The sequence below is a fragment of the Pseudomonas sp. Mn2068 genome (assembly GCF_049319725.1).
Lineage (GTDB): Bacteria > Pseudomonadota > Gammaproteobacteria > Pseudomonadales > Pseudomonadaceae > Aquipseudomonas > Aquipseudomonas gingeri.
Genome location: NZ_JBMOUG010000002.1, coordinates 562,391 through 578,215, shown reverse-complemented (window position 1 = coordinate 578,215; position 15,825 = coordinate 562,391). Strand labels below are relative to the sequence as shown.

Here is a 15,825-nt window from a genome sequence, read left to right as displayed (position 1 = left end):
TCGATGGTCACCATCGACCCAATGAAGTTCTCTTAAAAATCCAGCGGCGTAACCTTTGCTCCATACCCAACGCATAACACCCGGAGCACACCACCATGAAACGACAACTCTTTCTCGGTCTCGCCTTCTCGGTACTGGCAGTCAACGCTTTCGCCGCAACTTCGGCTCAACCCCTGGCCGCCCACGCTCAGCAGGCCGTCGCTGAAGGCGGTTCCGACCGTCTGCTCGAACGTCGCGTTGCCGAAGGTGGTTCCGACCGTCTGCTCGAACGCCGTGTCGCCGAAGGTGGTTCCGACCGTCTGCTTGAACGCCGCGTTGCCGAAGGTGGCTCTGACCGTCTGCTCGAACGTCGCGTTGCCGAAGGTGGTTCCGATCGCCTGCTCGAACGCCGTGTCGCCGAAGGTGGCTCCGATCGTCTGCTCGAACGCCGTGTCGCCGAAGGTGGCTCCGATCGTCTGCTCGAACGTCGTGTCGCCGAAGGTGGTTCCGATCGTCTGCTCGAACGCCGCGTTGCCGAAGGTGGTTCCGATCGTCTGATCCAGAATCGTGCATGAGTTGCTTCGCTGCGGTACCCAGCCAAAAGCCCGGCCTTGTCAGCCGGGCTTTTTCTTTGGGCGAGATACTGAATTTTCAGCCTTGCGAAGCCCGCGCCATGCAGCGCTGGCGGCGCTCGTCGACGCGCCTGGCGAACCAGGCGGTGGTCAGGCTGCGGGTGATCTTCGGGCTTTCCAGGGTGATGCCCGGCAGGACCGCCCGCGGCAGTGGCTTGCCGGCATTTTTCTCCGCCAGGGCGAAGACCTTCGCATAGACCTCGGTGCCTTCGAACGCCAGGCTGTCGCCCTGCTCCAGCTGGCTGCGAATGCTCGGATTGCGCAGGCCCAACTGTTTGCCGAGCGAGCGTACCGCCAGCTCCGTGGCGCCGGGCAGTAGTGCGCCGTGGTTGATCAGGTCGCCGTCGAGCGCCAGCCTGATCCCCGAGGCACGACTGAGCGCACTCTGGAACGCGGCATTGCGGCTGGCATACCGGCCGGCATTGAAATCGGCGAAGCGGTAGATCGATTCGGGGTAACTGACCGGGTAATCGAGCAAATGCACGATGCCGAAGTAAATGCCACCGCGCCGACTGAACACTTCATGACGGATAGAATCTTCGACGGTATAGGGATAACCCCGTGCCTGCTTTTCGGCAAAGGCGATACTGACCTGCATGGGACCGGCCGTGTGCACCGGATTGAAACCACCGAACAAGGTCCGTCCCAGCAGCACCCGGCCGATAAAGTCATCGAAGATCAGGCTGAGGTCCTTTTCCGTCCGGGCACTGTTCAACCGCTCGCTGTAGCTCTTGCCCGTGGACGAACTCAACTGCAAGGCGGCGCTGACCAGCAGGCCGGGCACATGGATCTTGGCCGCCCGGCGGTCGGTCTCCTGCCGGGCGATCCTGCCCATGCCCGGTACCGGCGGATCGACCTGGAAATTCGACTCCTGCTCGGTCACCGCCAGCACCGAACAGAGGTTCTCGGTGGTCGGCGCCAGGCCCCGGCTGGTGAAGGCGACCTGGATATCGGCGGCCCAGCCGGCACGGTCCGCGATCTTCGCCGGCAACAGCCGGAGGACATCCGCCCGCACTTGCGCTGGGCTGCTTGGCACGGGCTCCTGCGCAGACCGGGAACCACAACCGGCGAGCAACAGCAGGACGGCGATCAGGGAGAGTCGTATGATTGGCATGGATTCCCGGGAAATGGATGACGCATTGCTGTGCGAATGCCTGTGCGAATAATTGTCTACTATCGACACCGCGAAGTGACCGGCTGTTCCAGCCGCCAGAACACCTTGCGCCGATTACCCGCCTGGATGCAACGCTTGCCACCTCACTGACCACAGGCCGATTGAATGGATCGTTTTCATGCCATGCGCACCTTTGTGCGAGTGGTCGATAGCCAGGGCTTTTCCCGCGCGGCACAGGCCCTGTCGTTGCCACGCTCCTCCGTGACCAGCCTGGTCAAGCAACTGGAGGCGCACCTGGGGTTTGCCCTGCTGCAACGCACGACACGCAGCTTGAGCCTGACCGACCGGGGCGAACAGTACTACCGGCACTGCATGCAATGGCTCGCCGAGCTGGATGCATTCGAGGAACAGTTGCGCGACACCGGTGCCGCCCCCCGCGGACGCGTGCGTATCGATATGACCGCTGCCCTGGCCAGGGCCCTGGTATGGCCACGACTCAAGGGCTTTCAGCAGCGTTTCCCGGAAATCGAGCTGATCCTCAGTTTGAGCGACAAACCCATCGACATGGTCGGTGAAGGCGTCGACTGCGTGATACGCAGCGGGCAACTGCCCGACTCGAGCCTGATCGCCAAGCCCCTCGGCGCCCTGCAATGGATCACCTGCGCGGCCACGACCTACCTCGACGGCCATGGCATACCACAGGCGCCCGAGGACCTGTCGCAGCACCGGATCATCAACTACCAGGCGGCACTGACCGGACGACCGAGAGCCTGGCAGTTTCAACAGGAGCAGCAGACCCGCTCGGTGGACTTCGCCGGGCAGCTGTGCGTGAACGACACCGAAGCCTACCTGCATTGCGCACTGGAAGGCCTCGGCCTGGTCCAACTGAGCGAATTCCTCGCCCGCCCCTACCTGCAAAGCGGACGCTTACGCGAGGTGCTCGCGGCGTTCAGAACCCCACCGGTACCGGTCTCCGTGCTTTTTGCCCAGGGCCGGAACCTGCCCCAGGCGACCCGGGTGTTTATCGCCTGGCTGGAGGAACAGGTCGAACGCACCCCTTTGTTCATTCAAACCTGAAGACCGTCCAGGCGTGGCAGCAAAGAGCGGCGGACAAAATCCTCGTAACGCACGGTGCCCGTGGTTTTGCTGCTACGCGGCTGGCGTGCGCGAATCAGGCCGCCGTTGATGGCTACGACCACTTCACACATCAAACCGATAATGCTGTCCGAGGCGCCGGCAGCCAACAGCCCGTCAACGAAAGCCTGCTCGCTGATCTGGCGGAACTCCAGGTCGGGACGCCCTATCACCTGACCGATCCGCCGGGTGGCTTCGCCCAGGCAAAGATCCTCATGGCCTTGCAGTTCCAGGGCCCGCTGTCCGCTGAAGTCCAGCCGCAGCAACTGCTCGACGGCCGCCTCGACGATATCGTCAATGGCCACCAGCGGCATCCGCACCTCGGGATCGAACGGACTGAGCACCACCTTTTCGGCCAGGATCGAATCGGCGAAGGACAAGGTGTTCTCCATGAAATAGCCCGCTCGCAGGTTCAGCACATTCAGGCCTGAATGTGCTGCCAGGCGCCGCTCCAGGACGTGCAGCCCGGCCACCGGACCATTGCCTGAGGGCAGGTCGGCGCCCCAACTGCTCAGGACCACCGCATGGGTCACCGGGGACTGCAGCAGCGCCGCCGAGAGTGCACGGGTGACGCTGTCCTGGAAAGCCCGGAAGTCCGGGCTGTCGATAACGTAGTTAGGCTGCAGCATGATCCAGGCCGCCTTCGCGCCCTGAAAGGCCCGGGCCAGTGCCAACGCATCCGTGGGCTCGGCCACGCTGGCTTCGGCACCGAGGTCGACAAACCCTTGCAGGCGCTCGGCACTGCGACCGATCACCCGCACGGGCTGGCCCGCCGCCAGCAGACGGCGGGCGATCTGGCTACCTGTACGGCTGGTTGCTCCGGTGATGACATACATGACTTGACCCTCTGAGTAATGAGGGGCACAGCCTAACGCCACCAGGCCTGTCGATTGTTCGCCTGCCGTGAACACACAAACCGGGCAACGGCGATGCAACGTCAACGCGATTCAGATTCCGTCGCGGGCGATGTCCATCGCGAAGTAAGTCAGGATGATATCTGCGCCCGCGCGCTTGATCGCTCCGAGGCTTTCGCGAACCACGCGATGTTCGTCGATGGCCCCGGCCAGGGCGCCGAACTTGATCATCGCGTACTCGCCACTGACCTGATACGCCGCCAGCGGCAGGCGCGAGGCTTCGCGGACATCGCGGATGATGTCGAGGTAGGCCCCGGCCGGCTTGACCATCAGCGCATCGGCGCCTTCCTGTTCGTCCAGCAGTGACTCACGCACCGCTTCGCGACGGTTCATCGGGTTCATCTGGTAGGCCTTGCGATCGCCCTTGAGCGCTGTGCCGCCGGCTTCGCGAAACGGCCCGTAGAGCGCCGAGGCGAACTTGGTCGAGTACGCCATGATCGAGGTGTCGATAAAGCCGGCGGCATCCAGGGCGCTACGAATCGCCCGGACCTGGCCGTCCATGGCCGCGGACGGCGAGATGAAATCCGCCCCCGCCTGCGCCGCCACCACCGCCTGGCGCCCGAGGTTTTCCAGGGTCGCATCGTTGTCGACCGCATCGCCGTGCATCACGCCGCAATGGCCGTGTGAGGTGTACTCGCAGAAACAGGTATCGGACATCACCACCATTTCCGGAGCCGTGTCCTTGCAGATCCGCGCCATGCGCGCCACCAGGCCCTGCTCGTTCCAGGTATCGCTGCCGGTTGCGTCCAGATGATGGGACACGCCGAACGTCATCACCGACTTGATCCCGGCCCGGGCGTAGCGCTCGATCTCGCTCGCCAGCTTCTTCTCCGGAATGCGCATCACCCCGGGCATGCTGGTGATGGGCACGAAATCGTCGATGCCCTCCTCGACGAAAATCGGCAGGACCAGATCGTTGAGGCTGAACTCGGTTTCCTGGAACAGGCCGCGCAGGCTTTCGTTTCGGCGCAGTCGACGCAGACGCGTGGTCGGAAATAGCTGGGACATCGTGTTTCCTGAGGCAGACGGTTTCAGAAGCCGCCGAGCTTAGGGCAGTACCCCACCGTTTTACATGGGCAGATCGAAAAATCTCTGTTGCGCAGGCTGTAACAGTGCGCCGACCAGCAAACACAAGGGTTATCCCCTAAAACCCGGTAAAACCAGGACCAGCCGGTCATATTTCGTCCATTTGGCCCTTTTCCAATGTTGTAGGAAATTGCCGATTTGCAATATGTAGTGCTTGAAAATATTCACTACAAAATGATTGACGCCCGCTTTGCACACTTGCATGATGGACCTGCCTCCCCGATCGGGAGCGCTGCAAAAGCTGTTGTTACAACAGGCTCGACAAGCCGTCGAGCTGTTCCGGATCTGTACTGCCCACAAGGCAGATTGATGAAGCTGACCTGTCGTGATCGCCTCAACGGGCGAGAAACACCGGCCTAACGTCCTCAAAATGCTTGTGGCTGACTTCGTTACTGTCGTCGGCGCCGTTCAAGGATTGCGCTGCTGTTTCTTCTCGTTGGAACGTTGCCGTTGAAACCCCGTGTAGCAGGGTTTCACCCGCGCTACACGATCACACCAGGGCTGGCGCCATGCTTCACGGACACCACTGTCCGCGCAGGGCACCGCAGCAATTCGCCGTCTTGGCAACGATGCACACGTAAACCAGACAGATTAACGAGTGGTCAAAGGGGCTTTAACATGAATCTGAACAATCAACCGACTATCGATGAACTGGCTCGACTGTTCGCATCGCGCAAGGACAGCCACGACGACCATATCCTCTGGATCAACCAGGCCGGGGATGTCCGGCTCGACGCCCGCTCGCCCTACACCGATGAGCGCGCCTTCACCCAGGCCCGGCCCGAGCTGTTCGCCTGCCTCAGGATGTACCGTCGCGGCCAGGGCTACGTCGGCAAGAAAGCCGCAGCGGACAAGGACTTCATGGGCCGTGTCCTGCAAGCACTGAACGCCGAATGGGCTTCCCACCTGGCCCTGGCGAAGAGCGCCTGACAGCTCGCTGCCAGCGAGCAGCGCACTGGATGAATCACACAGAACCCGGCGATTGCCGGGTTCTGTGTTTCTGCCAGTCCGTCCCGGTCCTCGACCGCGCACCACTGCCTTGGAAAATCCAGGAGCCTGCTGGATTTGTCCAAGTTCCGCCGCCCCTGCTCCTCCAGACTTGAGCCATGGCCAGCAAGCCTTCGCCAATGAAGACGGCCCGATTTCCACGAGGAGAAAGACCATGAGCGATTATGTATTCGCCCCCCACGCCATCCCATCCCTGGCCGTCGAAGGCGAGTCGGCACGTTTTCCGATCCGCCGGGTGTTCTGTGTCGGCCGCAACTACTCCGAACATACCCGGGAAATGGGCCATGATCCCGACCGCGAACCGCCGTTCTTTTTTATGAAGCCCGCCGATGCGGTGGTGCCTGCCACGGGCGTGATCACCTACCCGCCCCTGACCCGGGAACTGCACCACGAAATCGAACTGGTGGTGGCTATCGGCGAGGGCGGCACGGCGATCGACCCGGCCAACGCACTCGCCCATGTCTGGGGCTACGGCGTCGGCCTCGACCTGACCCGCCGGGACATCCAGACCGAGGCCAAGAAACTCGGCCGGCCCTGGGACTGGGGCAAGGGCTTCGACCGGTCGGCCCCCTGCACCGCCTTGCGCCGGGCCTCGACACTGGGCCATCCGGACAGCGGTGCCATCTGGCTGAAGGTCAATGATGTCGAGCGCCAGCGCGGCGACCTGGGGGACCAGATCTGGTCGGTCCGCGACGTGATCAGCCATGTGTCGCATTCGGTCGAGCTGCAGGCCGGCGACCTGATCTTCACCGGCACGCCGGCGGGCATCGGCGCACTGGTGGCGGGCGACCGGGTCAGCGCGGGGATCGAGGGTATCGCCAGCTTCGAGTTGACCATCGGCCAGCGTTGATCGGTGACCGGGATGTCGTCATTACCCTAGAATGGCGATATCCCGTTTCAGCCATCAAGGACCGTGTCGATGCCGAGCCCTTCCCGTGTGCGCACCTATGGCATGCAGCAACGCAGCGACCGCCCGGACTTCTATATCCGCGACAAGCAGGCCCGCCCGGCCATCGTCACCCCGCACCGGCATGACTACTTCCAGATCCAGATCAACCTTGGCGGCGATACCGTGCAGCACATCGGTGGTGCCATCCGGCCTTATCCGCACCAGGCGCTGGCTTTCATCCTGCCCCATCGCCTGCACCTGATCCCGCACCCGGAAGACGGCAACTTTGTCCTGATCAATTTTTCCCAGGCGTTTTTCCTGCCTCACCTGGACTGCGATCCGCTGGACCTGGAAGACCTTTCAATCCACGACCTGCCGGAGCTGTCGCCGTTCCAGCATCAGGAACACCTGGACTTCATCCTCGCCGATCATGACTTCGCCGAAGTCCTCGACCTGCTGGAAAAAATGCGCGAACTGGACAAGGGGCGCGACCTCGGCACCCGCCAGGCCCTCAAGGGCTGCCTGCTGCAATTGACCGGCAAGGTCTGCAGCCTGTACGCCGAGGAACTGCTCGCCCTGTCGGCGAACAAGGCCGCCCGACGCGGCCGGCGCGATGCCCTGGCGCGGGTCTCCCGCTATCTGCGCGAGCATATCGCCGACCCGGCGCTGAACCTCAAGGACACCGCCGAAGCAGCCTTTCTGTCACCCAACTACCTGACTCACCTGCTGCGCAAGGAAACCGGCAACACCTTTTCGGAACTGGTCCTGGAACGCCGCATGCACCTGGCACGCACCCACCTGCTCAACAGCGACCGACCGGTGAGCCAGATAGCCCAACTGTGTGGATTCGCCGACGAGGCTTACTTCTCACGCCGCTTCAAGGCCACCCAGGGCCTGCCGCCGGGTCAGTTCCGACGCCGCCGGCAAGAACCCTGAATCAGGCTCTACATTCAACCTGCACCACGCCATCCGCCGTCGTCGCGCAGGCAATCCTGAGAGGCATGAAGGCTTCGATCACGCGGATATTGCTGTGCAGATGCTCGGTCATACCCGGCGTGGTAAAACTCCCGCCGCCCGCCAATGCCATGGGCAACAGCAATTGATCGGCCAGGTGCTCGCCTACTGCGGCACCGCTGCTCAACCAGTGCCTGGTAGCGTTGGCCGCCACATCGGCGACGGCCTCGGCACGCAGGTTGACTTGTCCGAATGCGCTGAACACCTCGGTTACCTGCTCACAACGGTACTCCAGCAAAAGCACGTTGCCGGGACTTGCAGCCGAATCGACCCGCTCCGTAAGGCATGACTCGCGAGGAATATCCAGGCGCCGGCCAATCCTCGACAGTTCGCGCTCGGCGACCGATTCATCAATCCCCCCGATCAATACCCGAGCTTCGCTTCCAAGCACGGCGCCGCGCTCGTTCAGTTCCATCACCTGCAATATCGAGGGCTGGATAAAAGCTTCCAGCTCTCCGCCACCGGCCGGTACAAAACCATGACGCAGGAGCTGCAGCTCGACCTTCGCCCCCATTCGCCGCAATAGCGGCAACCAAGCACGCTCGAAAAACTCGAACGGCGGCGCCAACGGGTTATGGGTGCCGCCGCTGATCAGCACACGGCTCGGCTCCGGCGCCTGGAGCAACGCTGGCAACAGCGTCTGCAGTACCAGCGTGCAGCTCCCGGCGGTACCGATGGCGAAGCGGAAGTCGCCGCCACGAATCGGTCCTGGTTCGAAATACAGGTTTTGCGAACCGAGTTGCGCGCCTTCCATCTGCGCCCCGCAGACCTCGGCCGAGGCCAGCACCGCCGTCAGGTGCTGGCGCAGCAAGCCGGGCCGACTGCGCCGCCCGCGAATATTGGTGATCCGCAGCGCCCGCCCCGTCACCATCGACAGGCTGAGCCCACTGCGCAACACCTGGCCGCCGCCCATCGCGCCGTCCAGTTCGATCACTTCCCTTTCCATACCCTTCCTTCATGCATAAGTGTGGACCATCGCCCTCAGGTACTGGTCCAGACGTCTATCGTCTTCGCTCGTACGCGGCAATACCGGCACCGGACGTTCCAGTTGCGCCTCGATGAAGCCATGCAGCGCCGGGCGCCGCGGACCATAAGCCGCTTCATCAGCAATGCGCTTGAGCCGCAACAGGTCGTCGACCTCCGCCAGCAACAGGGGGTCGTCGACCGTCTGAAGCAGGGTTTCGAATGTCATCGGCGGCCGTCCCAGCCCCATGTCGATCCAGCGCACGGCCAGTAGCGGGCGCAGCACGTAGAAGTACTTCTTGAAACGCACCGTGTCGCCCTGCAGGTAGCCGCGAAAGTTCTTCCTGGCCATCGACAGGTAATGATTACGTGCCGCCGGAGGACTGTAGAACGCCTCTGCCAACTCCCGTAGCGAAGCGGTCGCGGATGCTTCGCAGCGGTACACCAGCGGCGAGTCGAGCCATTCGAGCAAGGTCGGGTTGGACTTGCGCAATAATCCGAGGGTCTTGCGCAGTTCCCATCCGCTGATATCCAGTTCGTCGTCCAGGGGGCGCTCGATCACATCCCGCGCGTCGCTGACCTGGACAAACCAGTCCGGCTTTTCCACATAGACAAAACGCACATCGTAATCGCTATTCGCCGACGCAAAGCCCCAGGCACGACTACCCGACTCACAGGCATACAGCACCTTCACATTGCGCTCGCGCTCTATCCGCGCGAGTTCTTCCAACACCCGGGCGCGCATGACGCTGTCCAGCGGGTGACGATCCGAGCATTCCATTTTCTTTCCTTTCAATCCGTGGCGCTGGCCACCAATGCACTCACTGTACGACGCTCAGGACTCCAGACGGTCAGGCACCAGATCCCCCACCATTCCAGACCCGCGTCAAAGTAGTCACTCCAGGGCACGCGGTCGGCAGGGCTGTCGACGCTTGCCTGTAGATCCGCAAGACAGCCATCGACCCAGTTCAACACCACGATATCGTCCTGTTCGCAGAATCCAAGCAGGTCCATCCACTCTTGAAAGAGTGCTTGAGCATGCTCCTCGCCGCCGGAAAATCTTGTGCCGTATGGAGGATCACAAAAGGCCTGGTACAGACCGCGCCCCTCCTCCTCCACGGGCCCTCCCCGCACCAGACTTCGTACCCATCGCTTCTCCAGTTGCACCGCCTTTGCTTGATCGAGATCCCAGGTCACGATCGGTATCGCACGATCCCTATGCTGCGGCTGCCGAATCAGTTGCTGATGCCACGCCATGGCCATCGTCATGATTTGCTCATGCAGCAACCTCAATGCGTGTCGATGCAACGATTCATCCGGTGACACTCCCGGCGCTACCTCCGACACCACAAACTCGAATACACAACCAGCCTCATTCATTCGCTCGCGCAACGCGGCACTTCTTTGCGGCTGCGCGACACTCAGCCCGAACGCATGCTCAGTCATCGTCCTACCCCTTTACACACACCACTTGCCGCAAGGTGTGCAGCACTTGCACCAGCTCGCGCTGGGCGTGCATGACTTGATCGATATCCTTGTAGGCCATCGGGATTTCGTCGATCACCGCGGCGTCCTTGCGGCACTCCACATGGGCTGTCGCGCGAATCTGGTCCTCGACGGTGAACAATTGCTTGGCCCTGGTACGGCTCATGGTCCGGCCAGCGCCATGGCTGCAGGAGCAGAACGACTCCTCGTTGCCCAACCCTCGGACGATGAAACTCTTGGCGCCCATGGAACCGGGAATGATCCCCAGTTCGCCCTTCTTCGCCGATACCGCGCCCTTGCGGGTCACCAGGACTTCCTCGCCGAAATGCCGTTCCTTCTGCACATAGTTGTGATGACAGTTCACCGCCTCCAGCGCCACGTCGAACGGCTTGCGGATCACCTGGCGTGTCGCTGCGATCACTGCCTGCATCATCACCGCACGGTTCTGGCGGGCAAAATCCTGGGCCCAGCCGACCGCCTGGACGTAATCGTCGAAGTGCTGGCTACCCTCTTCGAAGTACGCCAGATCCCGATCCGGCAGGTTGGCGATGTGCTCGCGCATATCGGCCCGGGCCAGCTCGATGAACAGGTTGCCGATGGCGTTGCCGACACCCCGCGAACCGCTGTGCAACATGAACCAGACGCGGTTTGCTTCATCCAGGCAAACCTCGATGAAGTGGTTGCCCGAACCCAGGGTCCCCAGGTGGTTGCGGTGGTTGGTCCTTTCCAGCTTCGGGTACTTGTCGGTGATCGCCTTGAATCGTGACTCCAGCGCCGACCACGCCAGATCGGCCGGAGTCGGGACATTGTCCCAGGCGCCTTTGTCCCGACCAGCGCGAGTACTGCTGCGGCCATGGGGCACTGCCCGTTCGATAGCGGTGCGCAGCCCCTGCAGGTTGTCAGGCAGGTCGCTGGCGGTCAGCGAGGTGCACGCGGCGATCATGCCGCAGCCGATATCCACGCCGACCGCCGCCGGGATGATGGCGCCCACCGTGGGAATCACGCTGCCAATGGTCGAGCCCTTGCCCAGGTGTACGTCCGGCATCACCGCCATGTGCTTGAAGATGAACGGCATCTTCGCCGTGTTCATCAGTTGCTCACGAGCCTCGGGCTCGACCGGCACGCCCTGGGTCCAGAGTTTGATCGGTTTGCCGTTGGCGACTTCGAGCAAGGTGTAGGTCTGGTCTTGCATATTCTTCATTTCCTGATGGCCGAGATCACGGCCCTGTCCTGATTGAGCGGCGACAAGTACCTGGCTGCTTGCGCCTTGCCGTCTTGCCCGCTGACAGGCTTATTGCAGGCAGGATGCCAATTTTCATCAATCTCGAAAAAACACTAATAACTAATTGTTTTATATATGTTTTTTATTTTATACGCCTTTTAATGGCATCTTATCCGTGACGACAATGCTAATTTTTTCTATCATCAAATATCGTCTTTTATCCTTGAGTATAAGATGCCCAGCAAGTGCTGCGTCACCATCGGCTTTATCGGCTCCAACCTCGACCGGGTCGGCAAGGGCGCCAACCGCTGGAGCCACTGGCGGCCGAGCGTCGGCTTGTGTCAGCAGCCGGACTTGCTGGTGCACCGCCTGGAACTGATCCACGGTAGCGATGCCCGGGACGTGAGCCTGGCCGAACGGGTCAGCGCCGATATCCGCCAGGTATCACCAGAAACCGAAGTGCGCCTGCATCCCATGACGTTGCGCAACCCCTGGGATTTCGAGGAGGTGTACGCCGCGTTGCATGATTTCACCACCGGCTACCGCTTCGATACCGAGCATGAGGACTACCTCGTGCATATCACTACCGGCACCCATGTCGCGCAGATCTGCTGGTTCCTGCTCACCGAAGCCCGCTACCTGCCCGCGCGACTGGTTCAGACCGCCCCGGCACGGCGCCTGGACATCGAAGGGCAAGCCATCGGCACCCACACGCTGATCGACCTCGACCTGTCGCGCTATGATCGGATCGCCACGCGTTTCAGCCACAAGCGCCTCGAAGGCCTGGCTTTCCTCAAATCCGGGATCGCCACCCGCAACGCCGCCTTCAACCGCACCATCGAGCAAATCGAGCGGGTGGCCGTGCGCTCCCGCGCGCCAATGCTGCTGATCGGCCCAACCGGCGCCGGCAAGTCCTTTCTTGCCCGACGCATTTATGAGCTCAAGCGCAACCGACACCAGGTCCGAGGACGATTTGTCGAGGTCAACTGCGCCACCTTGCGCGGCGACGGCGCCATGTCGGCGCTGTTCGGCCATATCAAGGGCGCGTTCACCGGCGCACAGAACAGTCGTGAAGGCCTCTTGCGTGCAGCCGACGGCGGCCTGTTGTTTCTCGACGAAATCGGCGAACTGGGCCTGGACGAACAGGCGATGCTGCTCAAGGCCGTCGAGGAGAAACGCTTCTTTCCCCTCGGTTCCGACAAGGAAGTCGACAGCGACTTCCTGATCATTGCCGGCACCCACCGCGACCTGCGCAGCCGGGTTGCCGAGGGCCTGTTTCGCGAAGACCTGTACGCCCGCATCAACCTCTGGACCTTCGACCTGCCGGGCCTTGCCGAGCGGCGTGAAGACATCGAGCCGAACCTGGATTTCGAACTGGAACGCCACGCCCGGGAACAGGGTCATTTTGCCCGCTTCAACGTTGAAGCCCGACGTCGCTACCTGACATTCGCCTGCTCCGGCGAAGCCAGCTGGCTGGGCAACTTCCGCGAGCTGTCGGCCTCGATTACCCGGATGGCGACACTGGCCGACAGCGGTCGTATCGATGAAACCCAGGTCACGGAAGAAATCGAACGCCTGCGCCGCGCCTGGGGCCTGGCCGAACCCCAGGATGCCCTGGATCGCCTGCTCGGCGAGAGCGCCGGTGAAGTCGACCTGTTCGATCGCCTGCAGCTCAATGCCGTGATCGAGGTCTGCCGCCGCGCCAGCAGTCTGTCGAATGCCGGGCGCCAGCTGTTCAATGCCTCTCGCCAGGCCAAGGCCAATCCGAACGACGCCGACCGCCTGCGCAAATGCCTGGCGCGATTCGGCCTGGACTGGAAGCAACTGAACAGCGCCGACTGAGTTTATTTCGGCCCACCTGTAACAAAACATGATCCCGCCCCTCCACAGGCAAAACCCCGTGCAATCACGGGGACCGGCGCTCGCGCGTCGGTTCAAAAAAGAGCCGGGTGAGGTGGCGAGTTGATCAATACACGATTTTCCTGCGTGGGTTGCGGCAAGTGCTGCAATGACCATTACGTTCCGTTGACCCTCGACGAATCCCGCCAGTGGGCAGCGGATGGCGGTACGGTGATAGTGCTGCTGGAGGCATTCCTGGAAAGCGGTCACGGCATTGCCGAGGAACAGTTCGAGCACGCCCACCGCCGTTCCGTGCTGGTTGCCAGCGGAACGACCCGGGCCTGGCTGGCAGTGACGTTCGCAGCGTACAACAACGGGCCGTGTCGCCACCTCGATGCCGACAATCGCTGCGGCATCTACGAACGACGGCCACTGGTCTGCCGCATCTATCCGGCGGAGATCAACCCGCATATCAGCTTGCGCACCGACCGCAAGGACTGCCCGCCCGAGTCCTGGGAACAGGGCCCGGAACTGATCGCCGGCGGAAAACCGGTGGACCGGGAACTGGCCAGACTGATCGAGCGTTCGCGCCAGGCCGATCGCGAGGATATCGTGGCGAAGGCGGCGATCTGTGTCCGCCTCGGCATCGCGACCACTGCCCTCAAGGGCAACGGCTTCGCCACCTATCTGCCCGATATGGGCGCTTTCCTGGAAGCCATCGAAGAGGTGGCAGCGCAGCGACCCGAGCGCCACGCACAACAGTCTTGGGCTTTTCAGCTGGCGGATGAAGACAGCACCCGGGCATTGCTCGCCCAAGGTGCCTCGATCACTTCATCGGGTGCAGGCCACTATCGTTTTATACCCTTGCAGCCTGTCGATTGAAGGGCTCGGCCCAGTATTGATCGGGTGAAAAGCGGCCTTCCCGGCCAAAACACCGGGCAATGACGTTTTTTCAGCGTCTACAGGCCGCTTTCTGCATCGTCCTCGCGGGATCCGTCTACGATTCTGTAAGAACGGTCGCGATGGACTGTGCCCGTGTCAAAAGAACCGCCTGAAAACCGCATGAGAGAGCCACCCATGAAAACTGTCGCAGAACTGTTGAAACAAAAGGAGAGCAAGCACCAGGAGGTCCACACGATCCGCCAGGATCACACGGTGTTCGAGGCCTTGATCAGGATGGCCGAGAAAAACGTCGGTGCCTTGCCGGTGGTCAACGAAAGCGGCGAGGTGGTGGGTATCGTCAGCGAGCGCGACTACGCGCGCAAGGTGATCCTGCACGGGCTCAGTTCGGTCGCCACCAAGGTCAGCCAGATCATGAATACGCCGGTCGTCACCGTGGACTCCCACCAGAATGTCGAGACCTGCATGGGGATCATGACCGACAGGCATCTGCGCCATCTGCCCGTGGTCGAGGGCGGCAAGCTGATCGGCTTGCTGTCCATCGGCGACCTGGTCAAGGAAGCCATTGCCGAACAGGCCGACCTGATTCGCCAGCTGGAGCAGTATATCCGCGGCGAATAGTCCCTCCGTGGCACCTCTCCCGCCCCAATCCCCTGCAAAAGTGTTTCCGGATAAGGCAAAACGTCCCGGAAACATTGGGGATTGGCGGACTTCCAAATTTTTCACAACGCTTTCACTTCGCTCCCACCTGCGCCTCCGTAAATTCCCATCGTCGTCACCAACATCCGCTGGAGTTGCATGACGGCGATTGTCACTTTCCGGGCGAGTCTGCACAGACGCCCTTTCTGAATGGCCAGATCAGTCAATGGGTGAATGTGTGGTTATCCCTGATGCTCTTCAACCGGTGTTGCCGCGCCCCCTCAAGCCCCGCTTCAAGTCCATGTTCCTGGCGGTCGGGGTAGCGGTCATGGCCTTGGTCATGACCGGCTTCGCCCTGTGGCCCAAATCGCCCCTGGACCTGGCGGTCAAGAATCATATGAACAGTGCCGGTGTCTACGCTCACTGGAAAGCCGGCGACGTGATCGTGCTGGTGCGCCATGCCGAGCGCTGCGATCGTTCGAGCAATCCGTGCCTGGGTCCCGAGGATGGCATCACTCGCCTGGGCAGCCACGCCGCGGCCGGTGTGGGCCAGGCCTTCCAGATCGTCGGCATGGGCAATACCGATGTGCTGAGCAGTCCGACCACCCGAACCGCCCAGACCGCACAGGCGATGTTCGGCAAAACCGCGATCACCGCCGACTGGCTGCTCAGCTGCGGTCCGGCCCTGGGCGAGGAGGCTCTGGCACACAAGGCGGCCCATCGCAACCTGGTGCTGGTGACCCATAGCGGCTGTATCGATGACCTGGAAAAAGAACTGGGTTACCGGCACGCGGTGAAAAGTGAATACACCAGTTCGGTCCTTGTTTCCGTAGGTGCCGACGGCCAGCTGAACATGCTTGGAATCATGAATGCCGAAGACTGGCCAACCGTTCTCGGCAAGAAGATATGAGTGGCATGTAATAAGCACTTTGCACTTTTAAACATCAGGACAATGGAAGATGTCGTTATTTGAATGCATTCTGCTTTGACAACTTTGTTCGAAGCGC

General features: G+C 61.8%; 16 protein-coding genes. 9 read left to right on the top strand and 7 right to left on the bottom strand.

Translation table 11 applies throughout. The annotated features are described in order from the left end of the window. Positions 1-95 precede the first annotated feature (95 nt). On the top strand, positions 96-554 hold the full coding sequence (locus tag ACL9RJ_RS07090) for a phage infection protein (protein ID WP_103032504.1): 459 nt from the start codon (positions 96-98) through the stop codon (positions 552-554). A 76-nt stretch (positions 555-630) separates the two neighbouring features. On the opposite strand, the gene ACL9RJ_RS07085 is transcribed toward ACL9RJ_RS07090, so the two are convergent. Further along, entirely contained in the window at positions 631-1,725 is a 1,095-nt protein-coding gene (locus ACL9RJ_RS07085) for a DUF1615 domain-containing protein (protein ID WP_422765065.1), read from the bottom strand. A 165-nt stretch (positions 1,726-1,890) separates the two neighbouring features. On the opposite strand from ACL9RJ_RS07085, the gene ACL9RJ_RS07080 reads away from it, so the two are divergent. Next, on the top strand, positions 1,891-2,802 hold the full coding sequence (locus tag ACL9RJ_RS07080) for a LysR family transcriptional regulator (RefSeq protein WP_017125266.1): 912 nt from the start codon (positions 1,891-1,893) through the stop codon (positions 2,800-2,802). Here ACL9RJ_RS07080 and ACL9RJ_RS07075 read toward each other — a convergent pair. Both ACL9RJ_RS07075 and hemB read right to left on the bottom strand, forming a co-directional pair. After that, positions 2,793-3,695 carry an NAD(P)H-binding protein gene (locus ACL9RJ_RS07075; RefSeq protein ID WP_017125265.1) on the bottom strand — a complete coding sequence of 301 codons (903 nt, stop codon included), beginning with the start codon at positions 3,693-3,695 and terminating at the stop codon, positions 2,793-2,795. The two genes, ACL9RJ_RS07080 and ACL9RJ_RS07075, sit on opposite strands and share 10 nt — an antisense overlap. A gap of 111 nt (positions 3,696-3,806) precedes the next feature. Then, entirely contained in the window at positions 3,807-4,781 is a 975-nt protein-coding gene (gene hemB, locus ACL9RJ_RS07070; RefSeq protein ID WP_017125264.1) for a porphobilinogen synthase, read from the bottom strand. 696 nt (positions 4,782-5,477) lie between these two features. Between hemB and ACL9RJ_RS07065 the strand changes: the two genes are divergently transcribed. From ACL9RJ_RS07065 to ACL9RJ_RS07055, 3 genes are all read left to right on the top strand, one after another. Further along, positions 5,478-5,789, top strand: coding sequence for a hypothetical protein (locus ACL9RJ_RS07065; RefSeq protein WP_017125263.1), 312 nt, complete (start codon positions 5,478-5,480; stop codon positions 5,787-5,789). A 232-nt stretch (positions 5,790-6,021) separates the two neighbouring features. Beyond that, positions 6,022-6,717, top strand: a complete 696-nt coding sequence (locus tag ACL9RJ_RS07060; protein WP_017125262.1) for a fumarylacetoacetate hydrolase family protein — start codon at positions 6,022-6,024, stop codon at positions 6,715-6,717. Between the two features lie 69 nt (positions 6,718-6,786). Beyond that, positions 6,787-7,692, top strand: coding sequence for a helix-turn-helix transcriptional regulator (locus tag ACL9RJ_RS07055; protein ID WP_017125261.1), 906 nt, complete (start codon positions 6,787-6,789; stop codon positions 7,690-7,692). A gap of 1 nt (position 7,693) precedes the next feature. Here ACL9RJ_RS07055 and rtcA read toward each other — a convergent pair whose 3' ends face one another. From rtcA to ACL9RJ_RS07035, 4 genes are read right to left on the bottom strand one after another with little or no spacing between them, the layout of a single operon-like run. After that, the gene (gene rtcA, locus ACL9RJ_RS07050) at positions 7,694-8,716 is read right to left on the bottom strand and encodes an RNA 3'-terminal phosphate cyclase (RefSeq protein ID WP_017125260.1); all 1,023 of its coding nucleotides are present in this window, start codon (positions 8,714-8,716) and stop codon (positions 7,694-7,696) included. Between the two features lie 9 nt (positions 8,717-8,725). After that, positions 8,726-9,514: a nucleotidyltransferase domain-containing protein gene (locus ACL9RJ_RS07045; protein WP_017125259.1), complete on the bottom strand. Its 789-nt coding sequence runs from the start codon at positions 9,512-9,514 to the stop codon at positions 8,726-8,728. An 11-nt stretch (positions 9,515-9,525) separates the two neighbouring features. Continuing rightward, positions 9,526-10,179, bottom strand: a complete 654-nt coding sequence (locus ACL9RJ_RS07040; RefSeq protein ID WP_017125258.1) for a hypothetical protein — start codon at positions 10,177-10,179, stop codon at positions 9,526-9,528. Positions 10,180-10,183: 4 nt separating this feature from the next. Then, entirely contained in the window at positions 10,184-11,410 is a 1,227-nt protein-coding gene (locus ACL9RJ_RS07035) for an RtcB family protein (RefSeq protein ID WP_042935036.1), read from the bottom strand. Positions 11,411-11,674: 264 nt separating this feature from the next. On the opposite strand from ACL9RJ_RS07035, the gene rtcR reads away from it, so the two are divergent. The 4 genes from rtcR (at position 11,675) to ACL9RJ_RS07015 (ending at position 15,728) form a co-directional block, all read left to right on the top strand. Then, positions 11,675-13,282 carry an RNA repair transcriptional activator RtcR gene (gene rtcR / locus ACL9RJ_RS07030; RefSeq protein WP_422765064.1) on the top strand — a complete coding sequence of 536 codons (1,608 nt, stop codon included), beginning with the start codon at positions 11,675-11,677 and terminating at the stop codon, positions 13,280-13,282. Between the two features lie 123 nt (positions 13,283-13,405). Beyond that, positions 13,406-14,161, top strand: coding sequence for a YkgJ family cysteine cluster protein (locus ACL9RJ_RS07025; protein WP_042935035.1), 756 nt, complete (start codon positions 13,406-13,408; stop codon positions 14,159-14,161). Between the two features lie 195 nt (positions 14,162-14,356). Then, positions 14,357-14,800 (top strand): CBS domain-containing protein, encoded by a 444-nt coding sequence (locus tag ACL9RJ_RS07020; protein WP_017125254.1) that lies wholly within the window; start codon positions 14,357-14,359, stop codon positions 14,798-14,800. Positions 14,801-15,056: 256 nt separating this feature from the next. After that, on the top strand, positions 15,057-15,728 hold the full coding sequence (locus ACL9RJ_RS07015) for a histidine phosphatase family protein (RefSeq protein WP_245222910.1): 672 nt from the start codon (positions 15,057-15,059) through the stop codon (positions 15,726-15,728). The last annotated feature ends 97 nt before the right edge of the window (positions 15,729-15,825 follow it).